The sequence below is a fragment of the Bacteroides sp. D2 genome, assembly GCF_025147085.1.
Classification (GTDB): domain Bacteria; phylum Bacteroidota; class Bacteroidia; order Bacteroidales; family Bacteroidaceae; genus Bacteroides.
Genome location: NZ_CP102261.1, coordinates 3677016 through 3691052, shown reverse-complemented (window position 1 = coordinate 3691052; position 14037 = coordinate 3677016). Strand labels below are relative to the sequence as shown.

Annotated in this window: 12 protein-coding genes; 2 read left to right on the top strand and 10 right to left on the bottom strand. The window is 39.5% G+C overall.

Going from position 1 to position 14037, the window contains the following annotated elements; genetic code table 11:
• Positions 1-105: 105 nt before the first annotated feature.
• Complete coding sequence (gene nfo, locus NQ505_RS12995) at positions 106-939, top strand: deoxyribonuclease IV (protein WP_009000729.1); 834 nt, start codon at positions 106-108, stop codon at positions 937-939.
• 187 nt (positions 940-1126) lie between these two features.
• Complete coding sequence (locus tag NQ505_RS12990) at positions 1127-3079, top strand: LruC domain-containing protein (protein ID WP_009000728.1); 1953 nt, start codon at positions 1127-1129, stop codon at positions 3077-3079.
• An 85-nt stretch (positions 3080-3164) separates the two neighbouring features.
• Here the strand turns inward: NQ505_RS12990 and NQ505_RS12985 are convergent, their stop codons facing one another.
• From NQ505_RS12985 to NQ505_RS12940, 10 genes are all read right to left on the bottom strand, one after another.
• Complete coding sequence (locus tag NQ505_RS12985) at positions 3165-4736, bottom strand: ClC family H(+)/Cl(-) exchange transporter (RefSeq protein ID WP_009000727.1); 1572 nt, start codon at positions 4734-4736, stop codon at positions 3165-3167.
• Positions 4737-4826: 90 nt separating this feature from the next.
• The gene (locus NQ505_RS12980) at positions 4827-7583 is read right to left on the bottom strand and encodes an outer membrane beta-barrel protein (RefSeq protein WP_009000726.1); all 2757 of its coding nucleotides are present in this window, start codon (positions 7581-7583) and stop codon (positions 4827-4829) included.
• Positions 7584-7631: 48 nt separating this feature from the next.
• Positions 7632-8192, bottom strand: a complete 561-nt coding sequence (locus NQ505_RS12975; RefSeq protein ID WP_009000725.1) for a hypothetical protein — start codon at positions 8190-8192, stop codon at positions 7632-7634.
• Between the two features lie 33 nt (positions 8193-8225).
• Positions 8226-8570, bottom strand: a complete 345-nt coding sequence (locus NQ505_RS12970; RefSeq protein WP_004305697.1) for a hypothetical protein — start codon at positions 8568-8570, stop codon at positions 8226-8228.
• Between the two features lie 4 nt (positions 8571-8574).
• Positions 8575-9114, bottom strand: a complete 540-nt coding sequence (locus NQ505_RS12965; RefSeq protein ID WP_009000724.1) for an RNA polymerase sigma factor — start codon at positions 9112-9114, stop codon at positions 8575-8577.
• A 199-nt stretch (positions 9115-9313) separates the two neighbouring features.
• Positions 9314-9490 carry a DUF4250 domain-containing protein gene (locus NQ505_RS12960; RefSeq protein ID WP_004302174.1) on the bottom strand — a complete coding sequence of 59 codons (177 nt, stop codon included), beginning with the start codon at positions 9488-9490 and terminating at the stop codon, positions 9314-9316.
• Between the two features lie 61 nt (positions 9491-9551).
• Positions 9552-11096 carry a carboxypeptidase-like regulatory domain-containing protein gene (locus NQ505_RS12955; RefSeq protein ID WP_009000723.1) on the bottom strand — a complete coding sequence of 515 codons (1545 nt, stop codon included), beginning with the start codon at positions 11094-11096 and terminating at the stop codon, positions 9552-9554.
• A gap of 21 nt (positions 11097-11117) precedes the next feature.
• Complete coding sequence (locus tag NQ505_RS12950) at positions 11118-11972, bottom strand: FecR family protein (protein ID WP_009000722.1); 855 nt, start codon at positions 11970-11972, stop codon at positions 11118-11120.
• Positions 11972-12523, bottom strand: a complete 552-nt coding sequence (locus tag NQ505_RS12945; RefSeq protein WP_009000721.1) for an RNA polymerase sigma-70 factor — start codon at positions 12521-12523, stop codon at positions 11972-11974. Before NQ505_RS12945 ends, NQ505_RS12950 begins: the two co-directional genes overlap by 1 nt.
• Before the next feature lie 50 nt (positions 12524-12573).
• On the bottom strand, positions 12574-13833 hold the full coding sequence (locus NQ505_RS12940) for a carboxypeptidase-like regulatory domain-containing protein (protein WP_009000720.1): 1260 nt from the start codon (positions 13831-13833) through the stop codon (positions 12574-12576).
• Between the last annotated feature and the right edge of the window lie 204 nt (positions 13834-14037).

The window sequence follows — 14037 nt, the reverse complement described above, 5'->3', positions numbered from 1 at the left end:
AAAGTACATGGTCCTATGAATTACAACCAAGAAGAGTTCTCTCTACAAACATATACTCCTTTAAAAACGTTATATTTGCAGAGTAAAATAAATTAAGAAAGAACAATGAAATATATCGGAGCACACGTTAGCGCCTCTGGTGGCGTAGAGTTCGCACCCATTAATGCGCATGAAATAGGAGCAAATGCTTTTGCGTTATTCACCAAGAATCAACGTCAATGGGTAAGTAAACCGCTAACAGAAGAAAGTATCAGTCTCTTCAAAGAGAATTGTGAGAAATATGGTTTCCAACGGGAATATATCCTGCCACATGACAGTTATCTTATCAATCTGGGACATCCGGAGGAAGAGGGACTTCAAAAAAGCCGTGCCGCTTTTCTGGATGAAATGCAACGTTGCGAACAGCTTGGATTGAAACTTTTAAATTTTCATCCCGGTAGTTCTCTCAATAAAGTATCAGTAGAAGATTGTCTGTCACTTATCGCAGAAAGCATTAATCTCGCTTTAGAGAAAACAAAAGGTGTAACAGCCGTTATTGAAAACACAGCCGGACAAGGAAGTAATTTAGGTAGTGAATTTTGGCAGTTGAAATATATCATTGACCGAGTAAACGACAAGAGCCGGGTAGGTGTTTGTCTCGATACCTGCCATACTTATACCGCAGGTTACGATATTGTCAATGAATACGATAAAGTATTTGATGAATTTGACAAGGAAGTGGGATTCAATTATCTTCGTGGTATGCACTTGAATGATTCAAAAAAAGCGCTAGGCACCCATGTAGACCGTCACGATAGCATCGGTGAAGGATTGATTGGCAAAGCTTTTTTTGAAAGATTGATGCAAGATTCCAGATTTGATAATATACCGTTGATACTCGAAACTCCGGATGAAAGTAAATGGAAAGAAGAAATTACATGGCTAAGAAGTATGGAATAATGAGACAAAAGAATAAAAAATACAAGTTATAGAATATATTTTCGAAAAATTATTCAACTTTTCGATGATTGTGTTGAATAATATATATATCTTTGTACCCGTAAGCCTTTGACCTCCAAAGAACTTACGGGTTTATTTTAAAACACAAAACAGACTTAAATTATCGCATAAACAAAAAACAACGCATATGAAGAAGTTTTGGTTAGCATGTACAATGATTATTGCAATGGGTGTAAGCAGTTGTGTAGACAGTGACAAAGACTTATACCAGGAAGATCCAGGAACAGGTACTAATCCCTCTAGTTTCTCTACCGTACAAAAAGTACAAGTAGAAATTGACTATTCCGATTCTGAATCAAGAGTCCCTTTCTCCATTTATGATGGAAATCCATTAATTGAAAGTGAAAACACTATTACCTTAAAAGAAAATGTTCAGGCATTAGACGGTGCATGGACAGACGAACAAGGTAAATTTACCGCAACGGTTGATTTGCCAGCTTATGTATCTGATGTATATATCGTTTCTACATCACCTTTCGCCAGACGAGCAATACCTGGGAAAATTGTTAATGGTGTTTTGAAAGTATCAGACACAGATGAGCAACCTACGACTAGAGCATCCTACAGAGAATCTACAAAATTTGATGAGAATAGATTTGATAATCTAGGATGGAAGACGAATCTAGGTAAATACGATGAGTACAGTGGAGTCATTAATTACGCTTATAAAGGTAAGGACCCTAAACTCACATTGAGTAAATCTGAAATGAATGAATTACGTACTACTGTAAATAAAGTGTTAAATACTTTTAAAGATTGCCCTGAAGATTATCGTACTCAAGCGGATTTATACGTAGAGAAAGATGAAACAGCCGTAGTATTAACAGCATTGAAAGGGTGGACATGTTGGAACAGCTCATTAGGCTACTACTATTACCGACCTAATCAGATTCCTACTAGCCTGAAAGACGTAAAGGTATATGCTATATTCCCCAATACCCAAATGACGTGGAATAACGGGAGCCTCAAAGCTTCTCCTCAAGGTATAGAAGAAGGTACAGCTGTACAACTAAAATATTTTGATGATCCTGAACACCCGGAGGGGACGAACTTTCCCAAAGGATATAGCATCGGTTTTGTTCTCGCATGCAACGCATGGAACACTTATTTTACAGGTTTCAATAGCCATACTCTAACCTATGGATTTTATGCTTGCTCCACAAAGGGATTCAGCACCAAAGTTAATAGCAATATAGATGTACGTACAGCTATGTTTAGAGATAAAAACAACAACATTGCTATTGCTTTTGAAGATTTCATGGACGACCAAAACTTTACAGATGTTGTGTTCTCATTAAAAGCTAATCCTGAAATAACCAATGTTCCTCCTGTAGATGAAGACTTGAATACAACCATCGAAAAAACCGGTGTATACGCATTTGAAGATGAATGGCCTAAAGCTGGTGATTATGACATGAATGACGTATTGGTTCAGTATACTTATCAAAAAGTTTTCAATATATACAATGAAATCTTAAGCGAGTCATTTACGTTTAAAACTTTATATAATAAGTATACAGTATTCACTAACGGATTAGGTTTCACCCTTTCAAATGCAGGAAATGCACAGTCAACCGAATACTTAATTAAGAAAGAAGGTGAAAAAGAGTTCACTGTAGCTTCAGGAACTGATAAATTTACCCGTGAAAGTAATGCAATCATATTGACTGATAATGTCAAAACAAACCCGAATGCCGAATATAAGGTAACGTTCAAATACGGAGATAAAAATTCAAATAAAAAACAGGAAACATCAATCGACGCATTCATTTATCGTCCCAGTAAAGAAGGTAATCGCTTGGAAGTTCATTGCCCAATGCAAAAACCGACTTCCAAAGTCGACACTTCTTTCTTTGGACAAAACGATGACCGTTCCAAGCCCAATGAAGGTATTTATTATGTATCTAATCAAGAGAATATTTATCCTTTTGCATTCTATTTGGCAAATGCCAACGCTGATGATATTGCAGAATTAAAGAATTTCAATAAAAATGAGAAAAAGCCTATCAATGAAATCTATCCTAAATTTATAGATTGGGCTAAATATGGTACAAACTCCGATTGGTATAAGAAAAAATAAATACTTAATATACTAATACAAGAATAGCTGAAAGAGAGATTCTTTCAGCTATTCTTGTATATATCAAAGGATAAGAGTCAGACAATTAATAAATATTCGCCATACTGACTAAAGGTTCATACAGTTTCTCTATATCCTGCGAATCCATCTCTATTTGCACCTGATCGCCGGGCATTAATGTTTGCCCTTTAGGAGGCAAGTTCTTCCGGTCACGATGAACATTAATTATCACACAACGCTCAGGCAAACGGAGTTCATCTACTATTTTCCCGTCTAAATAAGATCCGCTCATTACTTCTACAGACAATGTATAACGGGGTTCTTCCTTAAATGCAGGTGAATGAATCATATCATCATATAAAATAACATTGAACGGTTTTATTTGAAGCATTTCCGTAAAGTAATAAGTTAATCCTCCTACAACAATAGAGGGATAAAAGACTTCCAAATGCCCCGTAATTTCGGTTATTAATACAATAGCTGTCAAAGGGGTACGGATTACTGCTACAAGGAATGCAGACATACAAATCAACATGATATAGCTAATATTCTCATAAGCAATAACACCCTGTTGAACCATAATTAATCCCACGATTTGTCCAAGAAGTCCTCCCGTCACCAGCGTCGGGATAAAACTTCCTCCCGGTAAACCCGAAGAAAAAGAAAAAGTGCTAAAAACAAAATGCAACAGCATCATGCCGACAATCCAGAGAATATGTGTGTCTGGACGCATAGCTTGTGATAACAAGAACTGCTCCCCTCCTCCGGTCAGATTAAACTCGGCCATAGAAATCAGAAAAGCTATAAAAAGCAAATACAACATCTTCACGTATTCCGGATGCTTAATAGCAGGGTAAATACGTTTCACCTGAAGAGTGGTGACAGAAAAGAACTTCCCAAAGACAGAAACCACTGCTGCCAACAAAAGAAACAATTTCACTTGTCCCCAGAAAGTCATTCCCGGTACAATAGCATCAATATGAAAATAAGGATTGATCGGGAAAATCCAACTGGCAACTCCACCTGCCACTACTCCTGCCAAAAGCGTGGTAATAGCTGTTTTAGGTGCATCGAACCGCTCAATAGATTCGATCACCAACAATGATGAAGCCAATGGGGCAGCAAAAGCAGCCGCTAACCCGGCACCGGCACCGGCAGACAATAGTTGTTTCCGTTCACCACTAAGCACCCTCCCCCATTTGGAAACCAAATATCCAACATACGAACCTATTTGTACAGAGGGACCTTCACGCCCCAAAGACAATCCGGTACTTAATGCAAGTATTCCACCTACAAACTTTGCCACCAATTCCAGAAAAGGATGTTTATAATCAACCCTACCATTGATAACTCCACGTGTTTGCGGAATACCTCCACCGGTAATAAGCGGCATTTTCTTTACCAACCAGGATACGAATACAAGTATTCCCCACATCAAAAGAAAAAGAGGTATGTACCAATACCATTTGGGACGAGAATCAAAGAAATCGTGACGGAGATTAAAGAAAAACTGTAATAGGTAATGATAAGGCACAGCCACAAGTCCTGTCAGTAATCCTACGAAGATACTGACAAAGTACAGTCGGGCATCAATCAACTTCAGTTTAAAAATGCGCCAACGACCTTTATCTTTTATCTTTTTTATCAGTCGAAACATTCAGCCAGCCTTACATTGTTTTTATACGTAGGACATACAACAATCAAAACCCTGCTGTGGTTTTCAAACTAATGAAGATTTAATTTCTAATTATTTTCCCATCATATTCAAACGAAGGATAGCATGCACCATAAAGTAAGAACCCAGTGCATTATAATCAGTGTCACGAATGGCAGTAGCGGTTATCGTGCGTATCATAGAAATGTCCTGATGAAGAATATCATATATTTTGAAGCGGATTAGTAACTGTTTCCTCTTCAAAAAGGCTTTTGACAGCTGACAGTTCCACATGAAATTTGCTTTGGCATAACCCTCATAACCATATCCGGTACGAAGGAAATAAGTCAGGTCATTATATAACTCCATCCCCCAGGGAAGATAAAGCTGCAATTCAGTTCCTGCCTGATAATCAAAAGTTTCAGTACGTTTCTCCCGTACGTCATTATAAGAATTGTTATAAGTCAGACCAACAAGCCCTGTAAGTTCCATTTGGCGGGTACGATAAGTAATCCGTAGACGTTCACGTCCCGTTAAATGCTGTACGGAAGTTTTCACCGGTTCTTCTTTGTTCAAGGTTGTATAGCCATTCTGATTCCGGTATTGCAGATAGGAGTAAGTACGAAATATCCAGTTACGATTCTTAAAAGGGGTATTGAGAGAAAAAGAACCCATGGCCCGCCAATTACCATTCATATTGACCGGAGATGTAGTTCGTACACCGGTTTCACTATCATAAGTCACCTGATTGGTTACATTGTTAATGGTATTCTCGAACAAAGCGGTAGCTACCATATTTCGCTGATGTTTGGTATTATAAGAATTGAAATTCAGCGTAAAAGTATTCATATATGAAGGCTTCAACAAAGGGTTTCCGACACGGATATTCAAAGGGTTGGTACGGTCGGTCACAGGTTGGAGATCACGTATATTAGGCTGTTTCCCTTTTCCCCTATACACAATTTGCAAACGGGTGCGTTTTGAAAACTTATAGCGGAAATTGACAGTAGGCGAAAAATTCATGACCGATCTTTCCAACTGATCTTCGGGAGCATCACTCAACAATGAATGGCTAACAGACTTTTGAGGTTCAAAATCAACACCAATATTATAATTGTACTTTTTTTGCGAGGTACGTATCGCAAGATTTACTAAATGATTAGTATATTGATTCTCAAAACGGTTACTGGATTCTTCATCAAAATCAGGAGCAAACTCTTCCAATTCCTTATCCCAGTCATAGACAAAGCGATCGGAATTATTCACTCTATACTGATAACTGTAACGTAGTTGCAGGAAATGCCGCCACGGTAATGGCTCTACATACACCAACTGCACCCGGTAATTGAATCCGTCAACATCATCCTCTATTTTCTGATTCTGAATCTTCTTCGTATTATTTTTGAAGTATCGGGTGGTGGAAAGGTTCGTCCGATCCGTAGCTGAAGCATTAGTACCATAGTCTACCTTCAAAGCAACATTTCTCCCCAGACGACTCAATTTCCGACTAAGCTGCAACATCAGTGCCAGATTATACCGGGAATTATGATTAGTGCCGGAGGACTCTCTCTCATTCAGCAACACATCATTCCCCCACCCTTCCTGAAAACCATTATTCTCTCTATCATTGGCTGCGAAACGATATTGAGGACGGAAAATCAATGTAGTAACAGAATCCATTTTCCATTCAAGAGAAGCATTGGCTACCAGTTCGTGATTCTGTTGCCGGCTATGACTCGTGCCAAGATTGATTGATTTATCTTCCCGGAGAAAGTTGTCGACTGTGGTACGGCTATCTTCCAAACGATCGGTGCCAACATATTGAACATTTGAACGTAATTTAACGCGCTTCCAGTCATAAGTTGCATTAAGCCCCAATGAGCGGGAGGTAGTTAGTCCCATCCGGCTACGGATATTGCCTGTTGAACTGGAAGATTCATTCTGTAATTCCGAGAATCCCTGGTTATTGGTATTATTCAGATTCCCGATAATGGTTAATTGAGAGTTTTCACGAAAACGGTTCAAGGTATTGGCTAATTCATAACGGTCTTTACTTCCATATCCTCCCATAAAATTCTCCATCCAGCCCCGTTTCATATTTTTTTTCACAGACAAGTCCAGAATCATCTCTTCCTCTCCGTCATCTATTCCCGTAAGACGTGCCAAATCCGATTGACGTTCATACGCTTTTAACTTCTCCACCATCTCCACAGGAAGATTTTTAAGAGCGGCTTTCGGATCATCAGAGAAAAACTCTTTACCATCCACCAAAATCTTTTTTACTTCCTTGCCATGTATCAGCAACTTACCGTCTGCATCTATTTCACCTCCCGGAAGCTGTTTTACCAATTCTTCAAGCATTGAACCTTCGGGAGTACGATAGGCAGAAGCGTTGAATACCGTTGTATCGCCCTCTGTCACCGCCATTGGAGCCTGCCCCACTACCACTGCTTCATCTAAAGCATAACTTTCCGGAGTCAGATTTATATCCCCCAATTCATAAGAAGAACTTTTGCCGGAAATGGAAACGGGATGAAAAACCTGCTTATATCCGATATATGAAACCTGTAATAATAAAGACTTCGCTTTAGTTACATGATTAGGAATGGAAATGGAAAGTTGAAATTTACCGATAGCATCCGTAGCGCCGCCGCCCAACAATGTACTATCCGGTAAAGCTAAAAGCCGGACCGTAGCAAACGGTACCGGCTGATAGGTTTCAGTATCAATCACACGACCGGAAAAACGCTCTTTGCCGGACTGAGCAAAAACAGTCAAACTAATCAGTAACAAGACATAGCAAGTAATCAAACGGTACTGAAAAGAATAAATATGGCTGTCTATGTTCAAATTGTGTTGATTTAGTAAAATAAAACTATAATAAAATAAACCTAATCTTTATTTCTGGTCCGGATGTGGAGCGCGAGGTCTTTGTCCCTGGTGATGTCCCTGTCCCGGTTTCTGTCCTTTTCTGCGGTCAAACTCTTTCTTAAACTTATTAGCATTCATCTTCTCCTGCTGATAAATCTTCAGAATCTGCTTCTGCGAAAGTATCTTGCTGAATTCATTGTAATACTTTTCACGAACATCCAGCATTTTACGGCTTTGAGTAAACTGATTCCGCAACATGGTCGCAATCTCGTCATCAGTCATGGACGGCCGTTCTTCCTTAGCATTAGCATCTGTCCCTTGTTTTTTCGCTTTTTCAGTTCTCGGTTTGGACATCATACGGCATTCGCGTAAATCTTTCAGATATTTCTCATAAACCGGAGTAAACTTGGCAGCTGTTGCATCATCCAACATCAGTATTTTTACCATCTGGCTAGTCTGCATCTGCACCATTTGTTCCGGTGTAGGACGCTGTTTTCTCTCTTTGTTATCTGTATTCTGTGCAGACAAGGCCATTTGACTTCCCATCAAGAGGACAGCCAAAATTACATAAATAAATTTAGTCTTCATAATCTTCACGTTTAAAAATAATGATTGAGTTACTTAATTCAAAAATATATCATTTTCAGAGAAGCTGACGAGCTCTTCCAACTCCTCATCCGATAGTTCTTTAATCCATTTATCTACAGATTCTGTACCATTAGCTAATACTTTCGAAGAAGACGTTTTCACCTCATCTGCCTGTCTCAAAGATGGAACAAACAAAAATCCGATCAATACTGCCGCCATGGTAATCACCGTAGAAATAATCAGCTTCATGTGAGATTTCCGCTGTTGCTTCACTCCGGCGCGTTCCATCACCTTTCGTTGCACATCCTCGAAGAATCCATCGGGGGTACGGTAAGGTGTCCGTTTACCAATATCGTCAAAATCAAAATCCTTTTTCATCATTCTATCTGTTTAATATATATTCCTTAATCTTCTCTTTCGCATAGTGGTAATTCACTTTTAGTGTATCCACTTTGCTATCCAGTACACGGGCAATCTCTTCATATTCAAGTTCATCGTAATAACGTAAGTTGAATACAAGCCGTTGCTTTTCAGGCAAACTTAGAATGGCCTCCTGAAACTTCACTGCCAGCCCATTTTCATAATCAATATAATCGGAAGCCTTCAACTTGCCCATCAACTCTTCCTGAACATCTTCTGCAGAAACAACTCCCTCATCTTTACGACCGTTCAGCAAGCGTAAACTCTCATTCGTGGCAATCCGGTAAATCCAGGTTGACAGTGAACTTTCTTCGCGAAACTGATCGATATGCCGGAACACCCGGATAAAGACTTCCTGAAGCACATCCTCCGCATCTTCATGAGATACGACCAGTCTACGGATATAATTATATATCGGTACCTGAAAAGAGTCCATCAACATCTTGAATCCCCGTTCGCGATTCGAGGCACAAGCTTCACGAATTTTATTCTCGTTTATCATCAATTCTTTTTCTGAGCTTTATTAGTTAGAACGAAGAAGAGCGGGGAAGTTAAATACGTGAATCCGCATTTTGCTTTTATTAACAAGAAAGAGTAAGAGAGAAGCTGCGCATAAGATATAAAAAGTGCCTCCATATCCTTTGTAAAGGCGATGAAGGCACTTTTAGTAGTTTATCTATAAGTTGTAAACAAGAAAATGATTACCAGAACTTATTGTGTTCTACACTATATTCAAAGCCCACGGCTTTCAACTGATTCACTAATTCATCCTTGTCCACATTCATATCTTCACAAAGTTCGTCAAGTGAAGAATAACAATCACGTAACTTCATATTGATGACGCTGAACAACATCATCGGATCTTTTGGTAATTCCATAACATACAATCTTTTAAACCGGATGCAAAGGTACAGCAATCTCATTGAATGACAAAACAAATCAATCACCTATTTCTTCTATCTTCAAAGAGATCTTTTCTATCAGTTTACTGATTTCCTCTTCCAATGGGATCACGTTGAAGTCCTTCCAAAAGTTCTCATCATATTTGAAATAGGTGTCAGAGAAGATGGTACGGGTGGGCAATCTGTCTGTACGGGGAAATACGACCACTTGTTCGGTATCCACCTTGCAAGTAATCATCTCAAACCAGATATGAAGATCCCGGCTGCCGAACAGCATTTTTGTCCGTTTCACTTTGAAATGAAGATCTCCACGGATATGGTGTATGTAATAAGTCCCTTGCCACGGTTTATAAGAAATTGTATATACCACCTTTTGAGGAATCATTCGCACGTTACGCGTACGCCTTTCGACAAACATACCTGCCGCATTCTTCACATATACAGGATGAACTTCCAGACGGGCTTGCAATAGAGCACTTGTCTCGGAATCAAGAAATAGTTCTCCACAAAAAAGAGGTTCGCTGATTCCCTTTTTCTGTTCAAAATGCACCACATTTACAAATCGGTCCTCTAAAAATGTTACTCCTTCTGAAGTATAGTCATAAATACCCTTCTCTACACTAGGAGTCAGGAACTCGGGCATATCTTTGATGATATCCATCTGGATACAAGCCTGAATTCCGGATTTTACTTTTACAAGCAAGCTGTCTTTTGCTTCTACATTACTTAGCCGACTCATCTTCAACAGCTTCACCTGATCCGGTACAGAAGAATATGAGGATGTCTTATAAACCTTAAACACAGCTTCCGACAAGTTTTGAAATTTGTTTTTCAACTGAACTCCTTCACGATAAAAAGTAGTCAGATATACCGGAGTATGCGAATAGTTCTTATTCCGCCGCTCAATCATTTCACGCAAAAGTTTCTTTGGATCACTTCGACGAATCACCACTTCCTGCAAAGGGACAACTTTAGGTTCGAGACTAAGTATATTGTGCCGTCCAACCAGCAAAGCAAACTCTATGTCCTGTGAAAGATAACCTATATGAGAAAAAGTAATCGAATCATTTTTCAAAGAATCGGGTAAAGACAGTTTAAAATCTCCATTCTGATTCGTTATACTGCCAATAGATGTTCCTCGCACTCCAACAGTAGCAGAAGAGATAGGTATTCCTGTCTCCTTATCCAGCAAAGTACCGATAATGACAAAGTTTGTTATCTGTTCCGGAACAAAATCTTGTTGCACACGTACCTTTTTCTCCGAAGGGAAAGTAATCAGGATGTGAGTGCCCATCACTTGAAACTCCAGACTGGTATTTCCTACGATGTCATACACTGCCTGACGAATGGAACGTTCGCCTCCCTTTATCTTCACTACTGCATCGTTATCAATGACTTTACTATCATAAATAAACATATATCCCGACTGTTGAGAGACATCACTCAACAATGAATAAACAGTACCTTTTATCTTGGGAAGTCTGACTATACGTTCCAGCACATCACTTCCATCCGCTCTCATCATATCGACGAAGAAGAAGAGTATCAGCAGAACGGACAGATAATGATAAGCCTGTTTCATTTTTCCCAACTTTAATGAGTTCTATTCCGATAATAAAAGAATATCTCCTTGCCAGATACATTGCAGACCGAGCGCACTAGCTATCAGATTAGCTATAACTTCAGAAGATTCGTCAGAGAATTCGACAGTCAGCCGACGTTCCTCCAATGCCGGTGAGACAACTTGTATTTGCAAACTATCCGAATTCAGATTCATGACTTTCAGAATGTTCGCTAACGATTCATCTTTAAATCGTATATGCTTAAAGAAGCTGCCCCACTCTTCATTCTCCTTATCTGTATCCAAAACGACTAATTGTTGTGATCGCACTACTACCGTTTCCCCCGCTTTTACATAACACTCCTGATTTCCTTTTTTTAGAGTAACCTTCACTATCCCTCTTTGTACGGATAAACGGAACGGAGCATTTTCATCACTTTGCACACTGAAAGCAGTACCTAGCACTTCAATCTTAGCTTGCTCCGTGTCAATCCAAAAGGGTTGTCCCTGCTTCTTTGCTACGTCAAAGAACGCATTTCCCTGTAGACTCACTTCCCGTTTATCAGCAATAAAATGTTTCGGATATAACAGGGAAGTTTCTTTTGCCAAGAGTACGACAGAACCGTCTTCGAGAGTCGTTGCCAAAGTGGAAACACCTTGATTTTCCTGTGTAAGAAGATGCTGTGCCAGTTCTTTATCAGAACCGGTCACCCAATACAAAGTTCCCCAAATGACGCCTATCAAAACGGCGGCAACTGCTCCGTACCTGATCCATTGTGAATATTTGCGTGTATGGTGGCCTTCATCCACTTTCGCAAGTAAACGGTCATTGTCCAAGCGATTATACAATCGATTCCACGCCTGATCTGTCTTTATTTTATAAATATCTGTTTTCATCACTTCATGTGAATATAAATTTCTACTTCTTCTCGTAATGTCCGGAGGGCTTTTGTCATTTCAGCCTCTACTGTCTTAACAGAAAGCGAAAGCTGCGTCGCTATCTCGACATATTTCCACCCTTCCAGACGATGCATCTCGAAAATCCTCCGTCTGCGAACCGGCAGCTTTTCAAGGGTTCCATTTATGAATCTCTCCAATTCCTCATACTCCATCTGTTGATGAGGATCTGTTGACTGCTCTGGGTTGGAAGTAGTCAATACAGTTTCACGGTATCTGTTCCGAACTTCCTCGTGTTCGCAATACTGCAAAGATTGATTACGAGTCGCTCTATACAAGTAACTTTTAACGGACTGAAAGATCTGTAAGCGCTCCCTTTCTTTCCAAAGTACATAAAAAAGTTCCTCCACAATCTCTTCAGCCACTTCCATTTGCCCGGTAATGCCTGCCGCATAACAGCAAAGAGGAAAATAGTAACGGCGAAAGAGTTCCTCAAACGCTTTTATGTCACCTCCCTTTATCTTTTTTAGTATGAGCAGTTCATCCAGCATACTTGCTTTTCTTTATGATTGACCTCAAATATAAGAAAACTATCCCTGTTTCAATTCGATTGCTTTTTTAATTTATCCACTGCGTGCTCCAAAGATTCCGTAGGTTCGATGATATTGTAGTTTCCCCAAAAGTCCGGACTCCAATATTCGTCTACTTTATCATAGAATATTTGATTCAAGCTGAAGGCTTCTTTGTTGGGAATAGTCTCCAACATTCCTTCTTTCTTGTCGGTCACGACCATTTCGGAAGCTACTGTATAGCTTGTGGAAAACAGTTTCTTCTTCCAGTCACATTTGAAACGGATTGTGTTGCTAATATAATTCAGATAAGTTTTTCCCTCCACATCTTTATAAGTGACCAGGTAGGACAGCTCTTGCGGCTTGAATCTTAAACCGAGAGGTTTTTTATATAGAATGGCAGTGGTTGCCTTCGATTTATCCTGCATGTCCAGACTCATCTCTATACGGGTAAATGACAAGCGTTCACGATCGATATATAATTTGCCATACAAGAGAGCATACATAAGGATTACCTTGGGGCGGAAATTAATAACATACTGCATACGGTTATCTATAAGCATGGATTCCGCCATCCAGAACTCATAATTATTCAATTCTTCCATATCGAGTAATGCTCCCTTGTTCTTCACAACATCCAAAGTGATACTCAAGTTAGGGCCGCCAACAACCTTGACAGCTAATGTATCACTCGCTTTCTGGCTAAGCAGGCGACGTCCCTTCACCACCCTTACTTTGTCATAATTAGTATTTCTATTAGTGTAGGCTGTTTTGGACACATCGATCACAGCCTCCGATATACCAATATACCGACGCCCTTTCTGTACAGTCTCCCGATAAAATCCCGTCAGCATATCACGCTTATCACTATAATTTAGAGAAATCTTACTGATTGCCTTCTCTACAATCATACGTGGATTTTCAGCAAACACCACCACTTCATTCAGCAGGTTAGCATGAGGTGTCAGCCAAACCGTCAACTTAGAGGGTGTTTCTTTCTCCAGAGAGATATGATTATTTACATAACCTATATGTGAAATCTCCAGTTCGCGCAGTGCTTCTGTTTTTTTGATTTTCAAAGCAAATTCTCCTTCCGCATTCGTCACAGTGCCGATATTACTGCCATGCACAGATACATTTACGTTCTCCAGAGCTTTTTTATTTTGCTTGTCTTTCACCATACCAACGATTGTTAGATAATCTCCGGCATCTCCTTGCGCCCACACAGGAAAGCTACAAAGCAGCAAACAAACTGACAGCCATCCAACCAAGTGTTTTTCTACATTCTTCATACTGATGCTTTTTAAAGGTAAATAAATTACGTTTCTATTTATAAGAGCGCTCAGACTGGAAATACCCTACAGCTTTTACAAAAAAAAGAAAAAGAAATCATATTCCAATGTTATATCCGGGAATTAATAAGAAACAATGTACCAATGGGATAACATATACTCCGATGAAATTTACGATAAGCAACTTCAAAGAATAATTCCCGG

Excerpts from the sequence above, each read along its gene's own strand:
- NQ505_RS12990 (WP_009000728.1), top strand. The coding sequence starts at position 1,127 with ATGAAGAAGTTTTGGTTAGCATGTACAATGATTATTGCAATGGGTGTA.
- nfo (WP_009000729.1), top strand. The coding sequence starts at position 106 with ATGAAATATATCGGAGCACACGTTAGCGCCTCTGGTGGCGTAGAGTTC.
- NQ505_RS12975 (WP_009000725.1), bottom strand. The coding sequence starts at position 8,192 with ATGAAGACTAAATTTATTTATGTAATTTTGGCTGTCCTCTTGATGGGA.
- NQ505_RS12970 (WP_004305697.1), bottom strand. The coding sequence starts at position 8,570 with ATGAAAAAGGATTTTGATTTTGACGATATTGGTAAACGGACACCTTAC.
- NQ505_RS12945 (WP_009000721.1), bottom strand. The coding sequence starts at position 12,523 with ATGCTGGATGAACTGCTCATACTAAAAAAGATAAAGGGAGGTGACATA.
- NQ505_RS12960 (WP_004302174.1), bottom strand. The coding sequence starts at position 9,490 with ATGGAATTACCAAAAGATCCGATGATGTTGTTCAGCGTCATCAATATG.
- NQ505_RS12940 (WP_009000720.1), bottom strand. The coding sequence starts at position 13,833 with ATGAAGAATGTAGAAAAACACTTGGTTGGATGGCTGTCAGTTTGTTTG.
- NQ505_RS12955 (WP_009000723.1), bottom strand. The coding sequence starts at position 11,096 with ATGAAACAGGCTTATCATTATCTGTCCGTTCTGCTGATACTCTTCTTC.
- NQ505_RS12965 (WP_009000724.1), bottom strand. The coding sequence starts at position 9,114 with ATGATAAACGAGAATAAAATTCGTGAAGCTTGTGCCTCGAATCGCGAA.
- NQ505_RS12950 (WP_009000722.1), bottom strand. The coding sequence starts at position 11,972 with ATGAAAACAGATATTTATAAAATAAAGACAGATCAGGCGTGGAATCGA.
- NQ505_RS12985 (WP_009000727.1), bottom strand. The coding sequence starts at position 4,736 with ATGTTTCGACTGATAAAAAAGATAAAAGATAAAGGTCGTTGGCGCATT.